Annotated in this window: 18 protein-coding genes; 4 read left to right on the plus strand and 14 right to left on the minus strand. The window is 67.5% G+C overall.

Annotation, left to right across the window (positions count from 1 at the left end; all coding sequences use genetic code 11):
- Positions 1-140: 140 nt before the first annotated feature.
- The 12 genes from FAS41_RS18050 to FAS41_RS18105 form a co-directional block, all read right to left on the minus strand.
- Positions 141-959: an ABC transporter permease subunit gene (locus FAS41_RS18050; protein ID WP_138524611.1), complete on the minus strand. Its 819-nt coding sequence runs from the start codon at positions 957-959 to the stop codon at positions 141-143.
- Complete coding sequence (locus FAS41_RS18055) at positions 949-1,740, minus strand: taurine ABC transporter ATP-binding protein (protein ID WP_138524613.1); 792 nt, start codon at positions 1,738-1,740, stop codon at positions 949-951. Before FAS41_RS18055 ends, FAS41_RS18050 begins: the two co-directional genes overlap by 11 nt.
- 131 nt (positions 1,741-1,871) lie before the next feature.
- Entirely contained in the window at positions 1,872-2,882 is a 1,011-nt protein-coding gene (tauA, locus tag FAS41_RS18060) for a taurine ABC transporter substrate-binding protein (RefSeq protein ID WP_138524615.1), read from the minus strand.
- An 80-nt stretch (positions 2,883-2,962) separates the two neighbouring features.
- Positions 2,963-3,934: an aliphatic sulfonate ABC transporter substrate-binding protein gene (locus FAS41_RS18065; RefSeq protein WP_138524617.1), complete on the minus strand. Its 972-nt coding sequence runs from the start codon at positions 3,932-3,934 to the stop codon at positions 2,963-2,965.
- Between the two features lie 173 nt (positions 3,935-4,107).
- The gene (locus FAS41_RS18070; RefSeq protein ID WP_138524619.1) at positions 4,108-5,004 is read right to left on the minus strand and encodes an acyl-CoA dehydrogenase family protein; all 897 of its coding nucleotides are present in this window, start codon (positions 5,002-5,004) and stop codon (positions 4,108-4,110) included.
- 184 nt (positions 5,005-5,188) lie between these two features.
- The gene (locus tag FAS41_RS18075; protein WP_138524621.1) at positions 5,189-6,151 is read right to left on the minus strand and encodes an ABC transporter substrate-binding protein; all 963 of its coding nucleotides are present in this window, start codon (positions 6,149-6,151) and stop codon (positions 5,189-5,191) included.
- Positions 6,152-6,161: 10 nt separating this feature from the next.
- Positions 6,162-7,148, minus strand: a complete 987-nt coding sequence (locus tag FAS41_RS18080) for an aliphatic sulfonate ABC transporter substrate-binding protein (protein ID WP_138524623.1) — start codon at positions 7,146-7,148, stop codon at positions 6,162-6,164.
- Positions 7,149-7,259: 111 nt separating this feature from the next.
- Positions 7,260-8,408: an acyl-CoA dehydrogenase family protein gene (locus FAS41_RS18085; RefSeq protein ID WP_138524625.1), complete on the minus strand. Its 1,149-nt coding sequence runs from the start codon at positions 8,406-8,408 to the stop codon at positions 7,260-7,262.
- A 4-nt stretch (positions 8,409-8,412) separates the two neighbouring features.
- Positions 8,413-9,495 carry an LLM class flavin-dependent oxidoreductase gene (locus FAS41_RS18090; RefSeq protein WP_138524627.1) on the minus strand — a complete coding sequence of 361 codons (1,083 nt, stop codon included), beginning with the start codon at positions 9,493-9,495 and terminating at the stop codon, positions 8,413-8,415.
- Positions 9,496-9,522: 27 nt separating this feature from the next.
- Complete coding sequence (locus tag FAS41_RS18095; RefSeq protein ID WP_138524629.1) at positions 9,523-10,467, minus strand: ABC transporter substrate-binding protein; 945 nt, start codon at positions 10,465-10,467, stop codon at positions 9,523-9,525.
- Between the two features lie 11 nt (positions 10,468-10,478).
- Entirely contained in the window at positions 10,479-11,546 is a 1,068-nt protein-coding gene (locus tag FAS41_RS18100) for an LLM class flavin-dependent oxidoreductase (RefSeq protein ID WP_138524630.1), read from the minus strand.
- Between the two features lie 329 nt (positions 11,547-11,875).
- Positions 11,876-12,772 carry a LysR family transcriptional regulator gene (locus FAS41_RS18105; RefSeq protein ID WP_138524632.1) on the minus strand — a complete coding sequence of 299 codons (897 nt, stop codon included), beginning with the start codon at positions 12,770-12,772 and terminating at the stop codon, positions 11,876-11,878.
- A gap of 113 nt (positions 12,773-12,885) precedes the next feature.
- Between FAS41_RS18105 and FAS41_RS18110 the strand changes: the two genes are divergently transcribed.
- Positions 12,886-13,491 carry a 3-mercaptopropionate dioxygenase gene (locus FAS41_RS18110; protein WP_138524634.1) on the plus strand — a complete coding sequence of 202 codons (606 nt, stop codon included), beginning with the start codon at positions 12,886-12,888 and terminating at the stop codon, positions 13,489-13,491.
- The gene (locus FAS41_RS18115) at positions 13,488-15,071 is read left to right on the plus strand and encodes a rhodanese-related sulfurtransferase (protein WP_138524636.1); all 1,584 of its coding nucleotides are present in this window, start codon (positions 13,488-13,490) and stop codon (positions 15,069-15,071) included. Before FAS41_RS18110 ends, FAS41_RS18115 begins: the two co-directional genes overlap by 4 nt.
- 65 nt (positions 15,072-15,136) lie before the next feature.
- On the opposite strand, the gene yedA is transcribed toward FAS41_RS18115, so the two are convergent.
- Positions 15,137-16,030 (minus strand): drug/metabolite exporter YedA, encoded by an 894-nt coding sequence (gene yedA, locus FAS41_RS18120; RefSeq protein ID WP_480448321.1) that lies wholly within the window; start codon positions 16,028-16,030, stop codon positions 15,137-15,139.
- Between the two features lie 159 nt (positions 16,031-16,189).
- On the opposite strand from yedA, the gene FAS41_RS18125 reads away from it, so the two are divergent.
- Positions 16,190-16,636, plus strand: coding sequence for an Lrp/AsnC family transcriptional regulator (locus FAS41_RS18125; protein ID WP_138524638.1), 447 nt, complete (start codon positions 16,190-16,192; stop codon positions 16,634-16,636).
- Between the two features lie 241 nt (positions 16,637-16,877).
- Here the strand turns inward: FAS41_RS18125 and FAS41_RS18130 are convergent, their stop codons facing one another.
- On the minus strand, positions 16,878-18,155 hold the full coding sequence (locus tag FAS41_RS18130; protein WP_138524640.1) for an acetyl-CoA C-acetyltransferase: 1,278 nt from the start codon (positions 18,153-18,155) through the stop codon (positions 16,878-16,880).
- Between the two features lie 168 nt (positions 18,156-18,323).
- Here FAS41_RS18130 and FAS41_RS18135 point away from each other — a divergent pair, with 168 nt between their 5' ends.
- Complete coding sequence (locus FAS41_RS18135; protein WP_138524642.1) at positions 18,324-19,679, plus strand: 3-oxoacyl-ACP reductase; 1,356 nt, start codon at positions 18,324-18,326, stop codon at positions 19,677-19,679.
- The last annotated feature ends 50 nt before the right edge of the window (positions 19,680-19,729 follow it).

Consider the following 19,729-nt stretch of genomic DNA (forward strand, 5'->3'; position numbering starts at 1 on the left):
CGGTGTATTCGGAAAGGGCGGTCAACCCCTTCAGCCGCGCAGACTCATCCATGAGGCAGAGGTATCGAAGCCACTCAGGACAGTCCCCTCTCCCGCTTGCGGGAGAGGGTTAGGGAGAGGGGCCTTTGCTCTCGGTTGCATTACTCCCAGGAAGCAAACCGCTTCTGCACCCAGCGCAGGCCCAGCTCGAAAGTCAGTGCAATGGCGGCGATCAGCAGAATCCCCAGTACCACCACGTCGGTGGCGAGGAACTGCGCGGCGGATTGCACCATGAAGCCCAGGCCGCGGTTGGCGGCGATCAGCTCGGCGGCGACCAGGGTCGACCAGCCCACGCCCAGGGCGATGCGCAGGCCGGTCAGGACATCCGGCAGCGCGCTGGGCAGGATCACGTGGCGCACCACCTGCAGGCGGCTGGCGCCCAGGCAGCGCACGGCCTGGATCCGCGACTTGTCCACACGGCGCACGCCGGCGGCGGTGGCGATCAGCAACGGCGCAAACAGCGCGAGGTAGATCAGCAGCACCTTGGACAGCTCGCCGATGCCGAACCAGATGACGATCAGCGGCAGGTAGGCCAGCGGCGGCACCGGGCGGTAGAACTCCACCAGCGGGTCGAAGGCCGCGCCCACCAGCGGGTTGAGACCCATCAGGATGCCCAGCGGAATGGCCGTCAGTACCGCCGCGCCCAGTGCCAGCAACACACGCAGCAGGCTGGTACCGATGTGTTGCCACAACGACGCATCGACGTAGCCTTCGGCAAGCAGACGCTGGAAGGCTTCCACCAGTTGCTCCGGCGCGGGCAGGAACAGGGTGTCGACCCAGCCCAGGTGCGTGGCCAGCCACCAGAGCACGAAGACGCCGACGATGCTGCCGGCGGCGGCCCAGCGACGGTAATCACCCGGCACGCTGCGGGCTTTCGCCGCGGCGGCGGGGAGTTTGGCGGCGAGAGTTTCAGTGGGCATGCTCGGCCTCCGGTTCTTCGAGGAACTCATCGAGGAGGAGTTGGCGCAGACGCGCGAATTCCGGGTCGGACTTGATGCTGCGCACCGGCTCGCCCGCGGCATAGCGACGAGCGAAGTCCAGCGACAGGCGCTTGACGATGCGTGCCGGCGGTCCGTCCATCACCACCAGGTCAGTGGCGAGGAACAACGCTTCGTCGACGCTGTGGGTAATCAGGAACAGGCCCTTGCCGGTCTTGCGCCACAGGTCGAGAGTCAGCACCTGCATGCGCTCGCGAGTCAGCGCGTCTAGGGCACCGAAAGGCTCGTCGAGCAACAGGAAATCCGGTTCCACCGCCAGCGCGCGGGCGAGGCCCAGACGCTGCCGCTGACCGCCGGACAGTTGCGAGATTCGGTAGTCCGCGTGCTCGCCCAGGCCTACCAGCTTCAGTACTTCGTGGGCACGGGCATTGCGCTCGGCAGCGCCGACGCTGCGAATGCGCAAGCCCAGGGCGACGTTATCCAGGGCATTGAGCCAGGGCATCAGCGCGTCATCCTGGAACACCACGCCGCGTTCACCGCCGGGGCCTTCAAGGGTCCGGCCATCGATCTGCACGCGGCCGCTGTCCGGCGCCTGGAAGCCCGCCAGCACGTTGAGCAGGCTGGACTTGCCGCAGCCGGACGGGCCGAGCACCACCAGGGATTCGCCCTTGGCCAGGCTGAGAGTGAGGTCCTGCAGTACGACGCGCTCGCGTCCGCGCTGCTGGAAAGTGAGGCTGACCGCCTCGGCCGTCAGACGGCTCATGTTCTGCCCTCCGTAGGGTGAGAAGAATTACGTAGCGCTTTTCTGTAGGAGCGAGCTTGCTCGCGAACCCGCCTGAGCTTCGGAGCAAGCCGGGGTTCGCGAGCAAGCTCGCTCCTACGAAGAACAGGACCTCAGCGCTGCCCGACCTGCACGCTCTCCGCCTGGCGCACGTACTCGGCGCTGACGTAGGGCGAGTAGTCCTTGAGCACGGACGGCACGCGTTTCTGCTCTTTCAGGAATTCAGCCGTACCGGCGATGTCCTTGGCGGTGCCGCCGCCCAGCAGCGCGGAAGACAGCTGCGCCTGGGCCTCGGGGAAGGCGGAACCGGCCAGCAGCTCCGGAACGTCCTTCGGATCGGCGCCGGTCAGGCGGGCGATCTTCTTCGCCTGCTCGGAATCGGCAGTCCATTCGGCCTTGTGGGCGTTGTAGTCGGCGAAGGAATCCAGGCTCACCTTGGCGAACTTGGCAATCACTTCCGGGTGCTTCTCGGCGAAGTCCTTGCGGGCGACCCAGACCTCGAAGGTCGGCGCGCCCCACTGGCCCACTTCGGCGGCGTCGGTCAGCACCTTGCCGGACTTCTTGATCTCGCCCAGGGCGGGCGACCAGACGAAGGCACCGTCGATGTCGCCACGGCGCCAGGCGGCGGCGATCTCGGTGGGGTTGAGGTTGACGATCTTCACCTTCGAGGGGTCGATCTTCCAGTGCTTGAGTGCACCCAGCAGGCTGTAGTGAGAGGTGGAGACGAAGGGCGTGGCGATGGTCTTGCCGACCAGGTCTTCGGGCTTCTCGATCTTGCTGCCGTTACGCACCACCAGAGCCTCGGCGGCGTTGATCTGCGCGGAGACGATGAAGGCCACGATCGGCAGACCGCGCGAAGTGGCGGCGGCCAGCGGGCTGGAACCGAGGTTGCCCAGCTGCACGTCGCCCGAGGCGATGGCGGCGACCACTTCCGGGCCACTGTTGAAGCGGCGCCAGTCGAGCTTCTCGCCGATGACCTTCTCGTAGGTACCGTCGGCCTGGGGCACCTTGGTCGGGTCGATGCCAGTCTGGTAGCCGAGGGTGATGTCGGCCTGGGCGGCGCCAGCGACGCCGACCAGGGCAAGCGCGGCCAGCAGGCGGCGCGGGGCACTGATGTGTTTCATGTGGAGCTCCTGGGAATGCGTACGAAGGCGGCCAGCCGGGCCGTGACGGGCCGCTCCGGCGGAGCGGCGGCAAAGGTGGATCAGTTGCTTGCCACGTCCGGTTGCCATACCGGCACCGCACGGGCGTCGACGGGCTTGGGCAGCAGGCCTTCGGCATAGAAGGCGTCGGCGATGCGTTGCTGTTCGTCGAGACCGTCCTTGCGCACCGGCTGCACGTCGTAGCTGCGGCGGGCGTTGGCCTGCTCGACCGTGGCGACATCGAGGTTGCCCCACAGCGGGCCGAGCACCTTGGCAGCGTCGGTGGGATGCTCCTTCACCCAGCGGCCGGTCTTCTGCAGTTCGACGAAGACCTGCTTGAACACTTCCGGGTGCGCCTTGGCGTACTCGGTGGACGCCAGGTAGTAGCGCTGGTAGCTGGCCAGGCCCTGGCCATCGGCGAGCACGCGGGCGTTCTGCTGGCGCTGGGCGCTGGCGACATAAGGGTCCCAGGTCACCCAGGCATCGATCTTGTGGTTTTCGAAGGCGGCGCGGCCATCGGCCGGAGTCAGGTACGCCGGCTGGATGTCGGAGAACTTCAGCCCGGCCTTCTGCAGCGCGGCGATCAGCAGGTAATGGCTGCCGGCGGCCTTGGTCACGGCAATGCGCTTGCCTTTCAGATCGGCCAGGGACTTGAGCGGCGAATCGTGTGGCACCAGGATCGACTGCGCGGTGGGCGACGGGGTTTCACGGGCAAAGTAGGTCAGCTGCGCGCCAGCAGCCTGGGCGAAGACGGGCACGGTGTCGGCGACGTCGGCGGAAAGGTCGACGTTGCCCACGTTGAGGGATTCGAGCAGCGGCAGACCACTGGGGAATTCATGCCAGGTGACCTTGATGCCCTGCTTGCCCAGTTCGCGCTCCAGGTTGCCCTGGGCCTTGACCACGGTGAGCAGGGTGGAGGACTTCTGGAAGCCGATGCGCAGGGTCTGTTCGGCCTGCGCGCTGAGGGCGCCGAAGAGGACGACAGAGGCACTCAGGCCGACGGCAAAACGGCGCAGGAATTGACTGCGGGACATGGATACGGCTCCTCGGGTACGGGTTGGCCGCCCGCAGAGCGAGGCGGACCACTGGACGGGTCAGGTGACGCTGGATGAGTCCGGTGGTCCGGTAGAGCGAAGATTACAGATATAAAAAAACCAAAATAAATAATTTTTAGTTCTTAACTAATACCGGACGGATTTACCCCCGGTCAGTGTGCAGCCCCCAGCAGCCGGGCCCTCAGGCCTTCCGCACGGAGGCTGGTCTGCACCGCCTCGCGGGCCACCGCCAGGGCCTGGATGGCCAGGTTGGAGAAGTGGCTGCTGCGGCTGAAGCTCAGCGACGCGCCTGCCGCGATGTCTTCGTCCAGTTGCGCCGCCGCCTGCTCGCTGAGTACCAGCCCCAACCCGAGTAGCCGCGACAACTCCTGCCCGGGAGGTAGCTCCAGGCGTTGCGTCGCGTGCAGGGCAAGGCCGAGGGCGACATTGGCCTCCAGCAGCAGCGCCAACCCATCGCACAGCAAACGGCGCGGAGTGATCGCCAATCCCGGCGGCAGAAGGATGTCCTCCGGGTGCAGGCGCAGTTCGTTGCAGTGCGCGCCGGAGCGCAGCACCAGGCCCGCGCGACGGGTAGGCAACGCGGCGTAAAGGTAATCGCGGCAGGGCTCGTGCCAGGCACGCAGCACCAGCCAATCGGCGGCTTCAACGGTGAAACCGTCCCACTCGACGCCGTTGACGCGGAATCCCCCGCGAACATGCTCGGCTGCCTGGAGGGACGGACCATCACCCAGCGCGCCCCACAGCGGTTCGCGCAGCAGGGTCAGGTTGAGCAGGCGCTGCACCTGCTCGAGGCTGCCCAGCAGGCTCACCCGGGCCAGTTGCAGGTGGTGCACGGCGAACAGCCGGGCCAGCCCGCCATCGCGCTCGCAGAGATCCCGCAGGGTCTGCAGGGTGTCGCGCCAGGGACTGCCACTGCCGCCCAACTGGGCCGGCAAGGACAAGCGCAACAGACCGGACTCGCGCAGGGCACGGGCCCAGGTACCGGCAGCGCTGGGAATGGGTGGGGCAACCGGCCGGGCCGCGGCCAGCCGGAACGGGGCGACGCTCATGGACACCTCGGGAAGACGGGAGGATCAGCGGCCTGGGCGTTGACGCACGGGAAAACTGAAGCGGGAAACGGGGCTCGGGAGGCCCCGTTGCACCGCCGGAGAGACGGCGGCCGGAGCGGCACTTAGAACCATATCCAAGCACAACTCCAAGGTTAAATAACCTTTTCGCCTTAGCTGAGAACCGTCACGGCTGCCGCGCGCCGACTGTAGGCCCCTGCTCCACCGCGAAGCCGACGGCGAAGGTCGGGGCAACGTCCAGGCGCTGGGGGATCAGCCCGTGGGCCTGATAGAAGTCCGCGGTTTCCTGCTGCTGCGCGAGGGTTTGCGCATCCAGCGCCTGCCAACGCAGTTGCCGACGCTCGAACTGCAAGCGCGCGGCGTCCTCGGGGAAACCGATGATCTTCGCCAGGCTGCGCGAGTAGTCATCCAGGTGTTCGTAGGCCCAACGTTGGGCCCCAGCCAGTCGTTGCAGATAGTCCTGCAGCGCGGCTCGCCGGGCCGGATCAGCCAGCGCCTGGTCAGTCGCGGCGAGGAAGCTGTTGCCCGCCCACAACCCACGACCGTTGGCCAGTACGCGGGCCTTGTCGGCAGTCTCGGCCAGCGCGGTGTAGGGTTCCCAGGTCGCCCAGGCGTCCACCGAGCCGTTGGCCAGGGCCATCTTCGCGTCCACCGGGCCGAGGAAACGGAACTCCACGTCCTTCTCGCTCAGCCCGGCGGCCGCCAGCGCCTTGAGCGCGACGAAGTGGCCGATGGAGCCACGCCCGGTGGCGATGCGCTTGCCCTTGAGATCGACGGCCGAACGCAGCGGCGAGTCCTCGCCGACGATCACTGCCGTGCCGTAGGGATCGGACTTGTCCACCGCGATGGCCTTTACCTGCGCCCCGGCAGCCAGGGCGAACAGCAGCGGCGCATCGCCGATGATGCCCGCGTCGACGGCGCCGGCATTGAGCGCCTCGGCCAGGGGCGCGGCGGCGGGAAACTCGAACCACTGGATGTCGTAGTGCAGGTCCTTCAGGGCACCGGCCGCTTCCAGTTGGGCGCGCATGTTGCCCTTCTGGTCGGCCAGGCGCAGGGTCACGCGCTCGGCAGCGAAAGCCTGGCCGGCAGCCAGGCCCAGCAGCAGGAACAGGCTCAGGATCTTGTGCATGGAAGGCTCCTCAGCGCTGGCCGACGGCAAGGTCGGCGGGCAAGGTGCGGGCCACCTCGGCGGCGCCGCGCGAGAGGCTGAAATCGAAGGCCGGCGAAACATTCAGCGCCTTGGGCAGCACGCCCTCGCCATGGAAGAAATCGGCGGCTTTCTGCAGGGTCGCAGCGATGCGTTCGTCGAACACGATGGGGCTGATGCGCGCCTCGCCCACCCAACGCCGGGTCACTTCCTGCGGCATGTTCAGGTCCTTGGCCAGCGCGGCGGCGAACGCGTCCGGATGCTGCAGCGCCCAGACCTGGGCGCGAGCCAGGCGGGTCATCAGGTCGCTGATCGCCTCCTGCTTGGCGGCGATCGCGGCGTCGCTGGCCAGTGCGTAGGAATAGCCGGTCATGATGCCGTCACCGTTGTCGATCACCCGCGCACCGTCCAGCAGCACGGCACTGGAGGTGTAGGGCTCCCAGGGCACCCAGGCATCCACCGAGCCGCGCACCAGGGCGGCGCGGCCGTCCACCGGGCCGAGGAAGGAGAAGGTCACGTCTTCCGGCTTGAGCCCGGCACGACGCAGCGCGCCGAGGGCCATGAAGTGCCCCCAGCCGCCGCGGTTGACGGCGATGCGCTTGCCCTTGAGGTCGGCCACCGAGTGGATCGGCGAATCCTTGCCCACCACCAGCGCCACCGTCGCCGGGTTGAAGTGCCAGGCGCCCACCGCCTTGAGCGGAGCGCCGGCGGCGTACACGAAGAGGAATGGAATATCGCCGGTGAAGCCGATATCCAGGGCGCCGGCGTTCAGCGCCTCGAGGACCGGAGCACCGGAGGGAAAGGCCGACAGCTCCAGCTTGTACGGCAGGTTCTCCAGTTCGCCGGAGGCGCGCAGCGAGGCATAGCGGTCGCCCTTCACATCTCCCAGGCGCAGAGTGAGGGGTTCGGCGGCGCTGGCGGCGCCGGCCAGCAAGGTCGCGGCCAGCATGCCGGCGAGGACACGCAAGGTTCGTTTCATGGGCAATCTCCACAGGGCTGCGAACGCAAGCCAAGGTTGTGTCTTGGGGCTATCCGTTCCGCCGGTGCGGTCGCCGATATGGCCGTTTCTTCAATTCGGTGATGGGGGGAGTCAGGCGCTCAAGGCAGCCCTCCCCGCCGCGATCCAGACGCTGTCCTTCTGTGGGGTGTGGACACGTCCGCACAGCACATCGCGGTAATGCCGCTGCAACGGGTTGTGGCGGCTGAGGCCGTGGTTGCCGGTCAGTTCCAGGGCCTTCTCGACCACCGCGATGGCGTTGTCGGTGACGGACACCTTGATCAGCCCGGACTCGCTGGCGCTGAGCCAGTCGCGGCAGGCCGCATCGAGCAACAGACGATTCTGCAGCAACAGCTGGTCGATGCCGCCGACGGCTTCCTGCACCCGTGGCAGGCTCGCCAGCGGCGAACCGAGGCTGGCTGGTACCCGCTCGCGCAACCACTGCACGAGCCAGTCCCGAGCCGCATGGGCAACACCGTCGTACAAGGCCCCGAGCAGCGCCGCGCTGGCCTGGGCGAAGTCACGGGCGACCGCCTCGTCCGGCGCCGGCGGCTGGTCATGGGGATACAGGCCGACGGCATGCTGCAGCGGCACCGGCACGTCCTCGAAGATCACTTCATGGCTACCGGTGGCGCGCATGCCCAGGTGATCCCAGCTTTCCACGATGCGGATGCCGGGGCTGTCGCGGCGCACCAGCCAACTGCCCACGCGCGGCGTCGGCTCGTCGCTGCGCGCCCACACCGCCAGCCAGGTCAGCCCAGGGATGCCGGTGGTGTAGAGCTTGTGGCCGGACAGGCGCCAACCGTCGCCCACCCGCCGGGCAACGGTCTGCGGGAGGCCGCCGCGCGCCGGTGAACCGAGCTCCGGTTCGACCCGCAGACTGTTGATCAGCGCGCCCTGCTCCAGCGCTTCGTGGGCCACCCGCTGCTTGAGTGCCTCGGGCCACGCGGGGTTGTCCGCCAGCCGACGCAGGTGCAGGTACTGCATGCACAGCACCAGGGCAGTGGAGGGTTCGCCACGGGCCACCGCGCCGACCGCCTGGCGCAGCTCGCCCAGGCTCGCGCCGGGGCCGCCCAGCGCGGGCGGCAGCGCCAGCCCCAGCAGGCCGTGCTGCTGCAGCAGGGCCAGGTTGGCGTGGGGGAACTCGCCGCTGCGGTCCAGGGCATCGGCGCCTTCAGCCAATTTCCGGGTCACCTCCGGCAATTGGCCGAGGGCCACGGGAAGACTCTGCAGGACCGTCATCGGATCAGGCCGTGGCACGCCGGCGCTCGCGCTCGGCGACCTTGGCGCGGGTCAGGGGGATCAGCTCGCGGCCGAACTCCACGGCATCGTTCAGCGGATCGAAGCCACGGATGAGGATGTTGCGCACGCCCAGGTCGTAATACGCCAGCAACGCATCGGCGACCTGCTCGGGGGTGCCCACCAGGGCGGTGGAGTTGTGCCCGCCGCCGACCAGCTTGGCAATGCCGGTCCATAGGCGCTCGTCGACCCGGTCGCCCTGCTCCACCGCCCTGAGCAGACGCTGCGCACCCACGCTCTGCGGCTTGCCCTTGGGGAAGCCGGCCTCGCCCAGGCGCTCGCCAGCGGTGGCGCGGATTGCCTCGGCCTTCGCCCAGGCCTCCTCTTCGGTACGACCGAGAATGGGCCGGAATGACAGGCTGAACTCCACTTCGCGGCCATTCAGGCGCGCCTGCTCGCGCACGGCGGCGATGGTTTCAGCGGCCTGGGCCAGCGGCTCGCCCCAGAGCATGAACACGTCGGCCTGTTTGCCGGCGACCTTCAGCGCCGCCTCCGAAGAGCCGCCGAAGTACACCGGGATGTGCGGTTTCTGCTGCGGGCGGATGGCCGCGAAGGCCTGTTCCACCCGGTAATGCGCGCCGTGGAAATCGAAGGGCTTGTCAGCGGTCCAGGTGCGTTTGAGCACCTCGATGAACTCTTCGCTGCGGGCGTAGCGCTGGTCGTGGTCGAGGTAGTCGCCGTCCTTGCGCTGATCGGCATCGCTGCCGCCGCTGATGATGTGCACCGCCAGGCGACCGTCGAGCAGGTGCTCGAGGGTCGCCAGCTTGCGCGCGGCCAGGGTCGGCGCGACAAAACCGGGGCGGTGCGCCAGCAGGAAATGGATCTTCGAGGTGGCGAGGCCGGCCGTCGCGGCGACCAGGAAACCGTCTGGCTGATCCGACCAGTAGCCCACCAGGATGCGGTCGAAACCGGCTTCCTCGTGGGCGCGGGCGAAGGCGGCAATGTACTGCTTGTCGAGGATCGGCCCTGCCGGGGCGATGGTCTCCGAGGCCAGGCGATGGCCGATCATGCCGAGGAACTGGATGCTCATGGGGGCGCTCCGTGCTCAGTCAGTGACTCAGTGGAAGGAAGTGGCGAAGGAGGTATCGATCACGCTGGAGGTGTCGAAGGCCTTGGGCAGCGCGCCGGTCTGCAGCAGGAAGTCGGCGGTGCCCTGGTAATCGGCGGCGGCCTGCGGGTCCACCGGGCCGACGCTCATGGCGGCCTGGCCGATCCAGTGGCGCGACACCGACTGGTCGAGGTTGGCCTTCTTCGCCCAGAGGTCGGCGTACTGCTCCTTGTGTGCCTCGACCCAGGTGCGGGCCTTCTGCAGGCGACCGAGGAAGTCGGCGATCTGTGCGCGCTTGGGATCGATGGAGTTGGCGTTGGCGGCAATGCTCGACAGCCCCGGCATCAGGTCGCGGGCGGTGAGGATCGGACGCGCGCCGGAAAACACGATCTGCTGCGAGATGTAGGGCTCCCACACCGGGAAGGCGTCAATGCTGCCGCGCGGCAGCGCCGCGGCGGCGTCGATGGGCATCAGCTTGACGAACTCCACGTAGTCGCTGGGCAGGCCGGCCTTCTCCAGCGCGCGCAGGGTCAGTTGCTGGCTCCAGGCGCCGGGCCAGTAGGCGACCTTCTTGCCCTTGAGGTCGGCGATGGTCTTCACCGGCGAATCCTTGGGCACCAGCAACGCGATGGTGTCGGGGTTCTGCCGGGAAATACCGATCAGCTTCACCGGCGCGCCCTTGGCGGCGAGGAAGATGAAGCCCGAGTCGCCCAGGAAGCCCAGGTCCAGCGCTCCGGCCTGCAGGCCTTCAGCGACCGGCGCGGCAGACTGGAAGTGCTTCCAGTCAACGGTGTAAGGCGCACCCTCGAGAACACCGGAGGCCTCCATGGAAGCCCGCACGTTGTAGTAGTTCTGGTCGCCCACCCGCAGGGTCGGCAGGTCGGCGGCCTGGGCCAGCGGAGCCCCCAGGATCAGCGCGGCAAGGGTCGCACGCAGGCGTTGCTTCAGGTTCATCGAACAGCTCCTCAACCGGCATGCCGCAGTTGCGGCAGGCGGGCGATATGGTCATGGATGGCGGGAATCAGGCTCTGGCCGTAGCGCACGGCATCGCCGAGCGGATCGAAGCCACGGATCAGGAAGGTGGAAGCGCCCAGGCGGTAGTACTCGCCCAACGCGGCGGCAACCTGTTCGTGAGTGCCGACCAGGGCCGTGGAGTTCCAGCGCGCGCCGGTCAGCCGGGCCACGCCAGTCCACAGGCGGGTATCGAGCACCTCGCCCTGCTGCGCGGCGGCCAGCAGGCGCTGCGAGCCGACGTTCTCCGGTTGATGGTCATTGAGCGGCAGGCCCAGGCGGGTACGGTTCTCGCGGACCTGTTCGAGCACCTCGGCAGCGCGCTTCCAGGCCGCCTCCTCGGTGTCCGCGACGATCGGCCGGAACGACACCGAGAAGCGCGGATCGCGCCCCTGGGCATTGGCCGCGGCGCGCACGCGGCGGATGTGCCCGTCAACGGCAGCCAGTGGCTCGCCCCAGAGCATGTAGGTGTCGGCGTGCTTCGCCGCGACCTCGATGGCAGCCTCGGAGGAGCCGCTGAAGTAGATCGGGATATGGGGTTTCTGCTGCGGTCGCACGGCCGGCGAAGCCCCCTGGAAGCGATAGAACTCGCCGTCGAAATCCACCGGGCCGCTGGCGGTCCAGATGTCCCGCAGGGCCTGCAGGTATTCATCGGTACGGGCGTAGCGGCGGTCGTGGTCGAGGTAGTCGCCGTCGCGGGCGAGGTCTTCATCGTTGCCGCCGCTGACCACGTTGAGGGCCAGGCGGCCTTCGCTGAACTGGTCGAGGGTAGCGAGCTGGCGCGCGGCCAGGGGCGGGGCGATCACGCCCGGCCGATAGGCCAGCAGGATGCCCAGCCGGCGCGTGGCGGCGGCGACGAAAGAACTGACCACCGCACCCTCGGCGGCATTGCTGAAATAGCCCACCAGCACGCGGTCGAAGCCGGCGTCCTCATGAGCCTGGGCGAAGCGCCGGACGAACCCGGTATCCACCGCCTCCCCCAGCGGCTGGTCCACCTCGGAACTCGGGGTGGCGGTGATCATGCCGAGAATTTCCACGCTCACTGTGTTGCCCTCGCCTGGGCCGCTGCATAAGGTCGGCGGCTTTCGTTATAAGAAAAACATCGGATTCGACGTTGTTCTTAGAAGCTATAGGCAAGCACTTCATGATGGAAATTCATTTTTGTCATATCCTAATATGCTAATTGCGCATATTCAGGTATGACCAAGTTGCGCGGCGTGCTTCCGCCTTTCGCAGGATCGGGGGGACGCCTATCCCTTGCTCACAAACAGGCCGATACGCGCACATCCGTTGGTGACGGAGTGCAGCGGTTCGCGAGCAAGCTCGCTCCTACAGGGTCGAAACCGGGGGCTCAACCCGTCGCAATGTCCAGTCCATCGGCCACCGCATGGCCGAACAGGCGCGCCGGCGCTTCGAGATTGCCCAGCAGGCGCGGGCGCACCAGCCAGAGCTGGATCAGTGGCTGGAAGTCCTCCAGTTGCAGCACCCGCAGCTGCTCGCGGTAGCGGCTGCGCGCCAGGGCCGGCGCCGGCACCAGGCCCAGCCCACGGCCTTCGGCCACCAGCCCGAGCTGCAATTCACTGCCGAAGGTTTCCAGGTTCAGTTGCAGGCCCAGGCCCTGGTCCGCCAGGGCGCGCTGCAGCCCGGCGCGGAAGCCGCAGCCGTCGGGGTTGAGGACCCAGCCATGCTGATGACAATCGACCAGGCGGCGCGCCTGCACTTCGCTGTCACGGGCAACCACCACGCAGAGTTCGATACGCCCCAGCGCAGTGGCGCCCAGGTCATCGGGGAAAACCTTGCTCGGCGGGAACAGCACCACCGCCGCATCCAGTTCAGCGTTCTCCAGGCGCGCCAGCAGATGACTGCCCCAGCCACTGCTGACCTGCGCCCGCAGCTCCGGGTACTCGTCCGCCAGCCGCCGCAAGGCCTCCAGCAGCACCACCTCGCCGATGCTCTGCGGCACACCCAGGCGCAGCACGCCGCTGGGTGCGGTGTCGCTGGCCACCAGCTCGCGCAGCCCGTCCACCTCCCGCAACACTCGGCGGCACTGCTCGAACACCTTCAGGCCCGCAGCAGTGGGCTTGAGTGGCTTGGTATTGCGGTCCAGCAACTCGACCCCGAGGGATTCCTCCAGGCTCTGCACCCGTCGGGTAATAGCCGACTGGGTCAACCCCAGGCTTTCGGCAGCCTGGCTGAGGGAGGCGTTGCGGATCACCGCGACGAAGGCATCGATGTCGTCGATCTTCATGGGGCTGGCACCAATTGCATTTCTCGCATATTAGCTTAGATTCAAAATGCATTTCAGGAATAAAAAAGCGTTTGCTACCGTAGCGCCAGAACCTTCCGGAGTGAATACCCCGCATGTCAGCTCCCCTGCGCCTCGACCGCCTGCGCCAGTTCATCGGCAATCTCGCGGCCCTGATCGACACCACCCCCGACGAAGCTGCACTCCTCACCGGGGCACGCCCGCTGCTGGCCGAGCTGGTCCGCCACGACGACTGGTTGCCCGAGGACTACGCCCGCCCCGACCCGCAGCGCTACCAGCAATACCTGCTGCACGCCGACTCACGGCAGCGCTTCTCCGTAGTCAGCTTCGTCTGGGGCCCAGGCCAGCGCACACCGGTGCATGACCACCGCGTCTGGGGTCTGATCGGCATGTTGCGTGGCGCCGAGTATTCGCAGCCCTTCGCCTTCGCCGCCGACGGCAGCCTGCGGCCTGCCGGGGAGCCGCAGCGCCTGGAGCCGGGCGAAGTGGAAGCGGTGTCGCCGCGCATCGGCGACATCCACCAGGTGAGCAACGCCTTCGCCGACCGATCCTCCATCAGCATCCACGTCTACGGCGCCAACATCGGCGCGGTCCGGCGTGCCGTCTTCAGCGCCGAAGGTGAAGAAAAGCCCTTCATCTCCGGCTATTCCAACAGTCAGTTGCCCAATATCTGGGACCTGTCGAAAGAGAACAACGCATGAGCCAGATCGCCCGCCGCCGCTTCCACGACATCCGTGCCGCCCTCCTCGCCCGCGAGGAGCTGGCGCTTCTGGACGTGCGCGAGGAAGACCCCTTCGCCCAGGAACACCCGCTGTTCGCCGCCAACGTGCCGCTGTCCAAGCTGGAGCTGGAGATCTACGCCCGCGTGCCGCGCCGCGATACGCCGGTTACCGTCTATGACGATGGCGAGGGCCTGGCCCAGGTTGCCGCACAACGCCTGCTGGAGCTGGGCTACAGCGACGTCGCCCTGCTCGACGGCGGGCTGGCCGGCTGGCGTGACGCCGGGGGCGAACTGTTCAAGGACGTCAATGTGCCGAGCAAGTCCTTCGGCGAACTGGTGGAGGCTGAGCGTCACACCCCGTCGCTCGCTGCGGAGGAAGTAAAGGCCCTGCTCGATACCCAGGCCGACATGGTGGTGCTCGATGCCCGCCGCTTCGACGAATACCAGACCATGAGCATTCCCGGCGGCGTCAGCGTCCCCGGTGCCGAGCTGGTGTTGCGTGTCGCCGAGCTGGCGCCGAACCCCGCCACCCGCGTGATCGTCAACTGCGCCGGGCGCACCCGCAGCATCATCGGCACCCAGTCGCTGGTGAATGCCGGTATCCCCAACCCGGTGTCGGCGCTGCGCAACGGCACCATCGGCTGGACCCTCGCCGGCCAGCAGCTGGAGCACGGCCAGGCACGGCGCTTCGCCGAGGTCTCCGCGACCACCCGCGAATCCGCGGCTCAGCGAGCCCGCGCCGTGGCTGATCGTGCTCAGGTCGCACGGATCGATCTCACCGGCCTGCGCCAATGGCAGGCCGAGGCTGCGCGCACCACCTACCTGTTCGACGTACGCACCCCGGAAGAATACGAAGCCGGCCACCTGCCGAGTTCGCGTTCCACTCCCGGCGGCCAGCTGGTGCAGGAGACAGACCACGTCGCCAGTGTGCGTGGCGCCCGCCTGGTGCTGGTGGATGACGACGGCGTGCGCGCCAACATGAGCGCCTCCTGGCTGGCCCAGATGGGCTGGCAGGTGGCCGTGCTGGACGGGCTGTCCGCCAGCGACTTCAGCGAAACAGGCGCGTGGAATGCACCACTGCCGGCCAGGCCGCAAGCCGAGGCCATCAGCCCGCAGACCCTCGCCGACTGGCTGCGCGAACCGGGCACCGCCGTGCTCGACTTCACCGCCAGCGCCAACTACGTGAAACGCCACATCCCCGGTGCTGCCTGGGCCCTGCGCAGCCAGTTGAAACAAGCGCTGGCGCAACTGGGCGATGCCCAGCGCTACGTGCTCACCTGCGGCAGCAGCCTGCTGGCGCGCTTCGCCGTGGCCCAAGTGGAAGCCCTCGGCGGCAAGCCGGTGTTCCTGCTCGACGGAGGCACCGGCGCCTGGGTCGCCGCCGGCCTGCCCACCGAGGAAGGAGAAAGCCTGCTGGCCGCACCGCGCATCGACCGCTACCGCCGCCCCTACGAGGGCACCGACAACCCGCGCGAAGCCATGCAGGGCTATCTGGATTGGGAGTTCGGACTGGTGGAACAACTGGGCCGCGACGGCACCCACGGCTTCTTCGTGATCTGACCCGAGCCGGAAATGACAGCGCCCGCCAACAGTCTCCTGTAGGCGGGCGCTTTTCCTTCAGCCGATCAGGTCGCGGCTCCGCGTCGCCACTGCGGCAGGCCGATCAGTACCACCGCACTGATGATCACCGCCATCGCCAGGGATTCCGCCAGGCCGATGTGCTCGCCGGCGAACACCACGCCGAGCATCACCGCCACCGCCGGGTTGACGTAGGCATAGCTGGTTGCCGCCGCCGGGCGCACATTCGCCAGCAGGTACATGTAGGCGCTGAAGGCGATGATCGAGCCGAACACCACCAGGTAGGCCAGAGCACCCCAGCCGGCGGCCGTGGGCATCTGCTCCAGGCGCTCGCCGCTGAGGAAGCTGCCCAGCAGCAGCACACCGCCGCCCACCAGCATCTCCACCGCGCTGGCCATGGCGCCGCCAGGCAGGTCCAGGCGCCGACTCCACACCGAACCGAAGGCCCAGGTCGCCGCCGCAAAGATAATCAGCGCTGCCCCCGCCGGACTGCCCTGCAGGTTCGACCCCAGGTTGAGCAGCACGATACCGAACAGGCCCAGGGCGATGCCGGCCCACTCCAGCGCGTTGGTGCGGTTGCCGAAGAAGCGCCCGAACACCAGGGTGAACAGCGGCACGGTCGCCACCGCCAGCGCCGCCACACCCGAGGCCACGCCCCAGTGCTCGGCCACCGTCACCCCGCCATTGCCGCAACTGAGCAGGAGGATGCCGATGGCGCCCGCCGACAGGCACTGCCTGAGCGTCGGCAACGGTGCGCCGCGCGAGAGCATCCAGATGAACAGGATCGCCCCGGCGATGACGAAGCGGCAGCCGGCCATCAGCATCGGCGGCCAGGATTCGACGCCGATGCGGATCACCAGGTAGGTCGAACCCCAGATGAAGTAGAGGGCGAAGAACGCAGCAATCAGGGTCAGTGAGACGCGGGCTCTGGGCATGGGCATCGTGGTCATGGGTGGGGCTCGACAAGGCAGGCAAGGCGCTTCATTTTATGCAGGTCAACTGCCCCGGATAAGGCACAGACAACGCCATTACAGGCATAACACTTTTCATTCGATGGATTTTCTTAAGCCTTGCCGTCGAATCAAAACCGGAGTCGATTCATGGACAAGTACGACCGCGCGTTGCTCGCCGCTCTGCTCGAAGACGGCCGCCTGTCCTTCGCCGAACTGGCCCGGCGCATCAACCTCTCCCCTCCCGCCGTTGCCGACCGCGTGGCGCGCCTGGAGGCCGACGGGGTCATCACCGGCTACCACGCCAGCGTAGACCTGTCGAAGATGGGGCGCTCGATCCAGTGCCTGATCGAGTTGCGGCTGAACGACCACCGCAGCAAGACCATGCTCGACCCGCTGCTGGAAATCCCGCAGATCATCGACTGCTACCGCATCACCGGCGAAGCCTGCGTGATGCTCAAGGTAGCGGTCAGCTGCACCCAGGAGCTGGAGGAGTTGATCGACCGGCTGGCCCAGTTCGGCACCAGCAAGACTTCGCTGGTGCTTTCCACGCCCTTCTCGCGGCGTGTGCATCCGGGGATGTTGCAGGGTGGTTGAGGGGCGTTTCTAGAACGCAATTGCGCGCACGAACGCCACGCGCGTTGGCCTTTCGTAGGAGCGAGCTTGCTCGCGAACCGTCCAGACGGCGGTGTCGACCGGTGTTCGCGAGCAAGCTCGCTCCTACAGGTAATGCCCCGTATCGCGGATAAAAAAAGGCGGCGCCGCTCGCGCGGTGCCGCCTGAAGTCACGGAGTTGCTACATCGCGGAACCGAAATGCATCGGTCCCGCTGTATTGGATTACCGTTCGATGATCGCGGTCACACCTTGACCGCCTGCCGCACACACCGAGATCAATCCACGCCCCTTGCCGGCAACGTCCAGCAGCTTGGCCAGGTTGGTGACAATGCGCCCGCCAGTGGCGGCGAACGGATGGCCGGCGGCCAGCGAGCTGCCTTTCACATTGAGCTTGCTGCGGTCGATGGAGCCCAGAGGTGCGTCGAGGCCGAGGCGGGTCTTGCAGTAGTCCGCGTCCTCCCATGCCTTGAGGGTGCAGAGCACCTGGGCGGCGAAGGCTTCGTGGATCTCGTAGAAGTCGAAGTCCTGCAGGGTCAGGCCGTTGCGCGCCAGCAGGCGCGGCACCGCGTAGACCGGCGCCATCAGCAGGCCCTCGTGGCCGCCGACGAAATCCACCGCCGCCGCTTCGCCATCCTTGAAATACGCCAGGATCGGAAGACCGCGCTCCTTCGCCCATTCTTCGCTGGCCAGCAGCACCACCGAAGCACCATCGGTCAGCGGCGTGGAGTTGGCGGCCGTCAGGGTGCCGCGCGGCCCCTTCTCGAACACCGGCTTGAGGGTGCCGATCTTCTCCAGGTTGATATCCGGGCGCAGATTCTGGTCGCGCACCAGGCCACGGAACGGCGTCATCAGGTCGTTCTGCCAGCCCTCGTCATAGGCGGCGGCCAGCTTGTGGTGGCTCTCGTAGGCCAGCTTGTCCTGCTCGTCGCGCGGGATAGCCCAGGTCTGCGCCATCAGCTCGCAGTGCTCGCCCATCGACAGCCCGGTGCGCGGCTCACCATTCTTCGGGATGTGCGGCATCAGATGGCGCGGGCGGATCTTCAACAGGCTCCTGATCTTCTCGCCGTTGGATTTGCCGCGGTTGGCTTCCAGGAGGATCTTGCGCAGCCCTTCGTTAACCCCGATGGGCGCATCGGAGGTGGTGTCCACGCCGCCGGCGATGCCGCAGTCGATCTGCCCGAGGGCGATCTTGTTGGCCACCAGGATCGCTGCTTCCAGGCCGGTGCCGCAGGCTTGCTGGATGTCATAGGCCGGGGTCTCCGGCGCCAGGCGCGTGCCCAGCACGCACTCGCGGGTCAGGTTGAAGTCGCGCGAATGCTTGAGCACAGCGCCAGCGACAACCTCGCCCAGGCGTTCGCCGTGCAGCTTGTAGCGCTCGATCAGCCCGTCCAGCGCGGAGGTCAGCATCTCCTGGTTGCTCACCGTGGCGTACACGGTATTGGAGCGGGCGAAGGGAATACGGTTGCCGCCGACGATGGCGACCCGGCGCAATTGGGTCATGCAGAGCTCCTGGGTGGATGAGCGTTAAAGTGCGCTCAAGGCTAACCTTAGCCGCTTGTGTCGCATTGGCCGCCCCGCCGTTGCGCAGGTCAGCGCGGTCAATTGCGCCGAACCCGCCGCTGCGTAGAGTGGTCAGCACTTTAGAGACCTTGTGCAGGAGCCCGTTCCATGACCGATCGCTACATCGCCTTCGCCAACTCCAACGTCGGCCGCCGCCTGGTCGGAGCCCTCGGCCTGCCCGCGCCGGTCCGCCTGGAGCGCTGGAGCGCCGGGCGCACGCGGCCGGTGGACGGAGCGCTGCTGCTCGGTGGCGAGGGCAACCTGAACGAGGCAGTGCTGCCGTTCGCCGAGCGCCTGACCGACGCAGTGTTCTCCTTCAGCGAAGGCCAGTACGGCCTGCCGCGCTGGACCGCCGAGCATGGGCCGAAGCTCAAGGCCATCGTCTTCGACGCCAGCGGCCTGAGCCGTTTCGAGCAGACCCTCGAGCTGCGCACCTTCTTCCAGGGCGCCCTCAAGGGCCTGGATAAATGCCCGCACGTGGTGATCCTCGGCCGCGCGCCGGAGTCCGTGAAAGACCCCATCGCCGCCAGCGTGCAGCGCAGCCTGGAAGGCTTCAGCCGTTCCCTGGGCAAGGAAATCCGCCGCGGCGGTAACGTGCAACTGGTCTACGTCGGCAAGGGCGCCGAGGACCAGCTCGAAGGCGCGCTGCGTTTCTTCCTCTCGCCCAAGAGCGCCTATGTGTCCGGGCAGGTCGTGCGCCTGTCCGCCTACGACAAGCAGGTGCAGGACTGGAGCCGTCCGCTGGTGGGCAAGCGCGCGCTGGTGACCGGCGCCGCCCGTGGCATCGGTGCGGCCATCGCCGAGACCCTCGCCCGTGACGGCGCCGAAGTGGTGCTGCTGGATGTGCCGCCAGCCAAGGAAGCCCTGGATGCGCTGGCCGCGCGCCTGGGTGGACGTGGCGTGGCGCTGGACATCTGCGCCGCCGATGCCGGTGCGCAACTGGTCGAGGCGCTACCCGATGGCGTCGACATCGTGGTGCATAACGCCGGCATCACCCGCGACAAGACGGTCGCCAAGATGAGCGAGGCGTTCTGGACCTCGGTCATCGACGTCAACCTGAAAGCCCCGCAAGTGCTGACCCAGGCGCTACTGGACGCCGGCAAGCTGCACGACGACGGCAGGGTGGTGCTGCTCGCCTCCATCAGCGGTATCGCCGGCAACATGGGCCAGACCAACTATGCGGTGAGCAAGGCCGGCCTGATCGGTCTGGCGCAGGCCTGGGCGCCGGCGCTGGGCAAGAAAGGCATCAGCATCAATGCGGTGGCGCCGGGCTTCATCGAGACGCAGATGACCGCCGCCATCCCGCTGACCATCCGCGAAGCCGGCCGGCGCATGAACTCCATGGGCCAGGGCGGCCTGCCGCAGGACGTCGCCGAGACTGTGGCCTGGTTCGCCCAGCCGGGTTCGGGCGCAGTGAGCGGACAGGTACTGCGGGTCTGCGGGCAGAGCCTGCTGGGCGCCTGATCGGTTCCAATCGACTCCATCTGAAGGATGGCGTGGAGCGAAGCGATACC

The organism is Pseudomonas nicosulfuronedens (assembly GCF_005877905.1).
GTDB lineage: Bacteria > Pseudomonadota > Gammaproteobacteria > Pseudomonadales > Pseudomonadaceae > Pseudomonas > Pseudomonas nicosulfuronedens.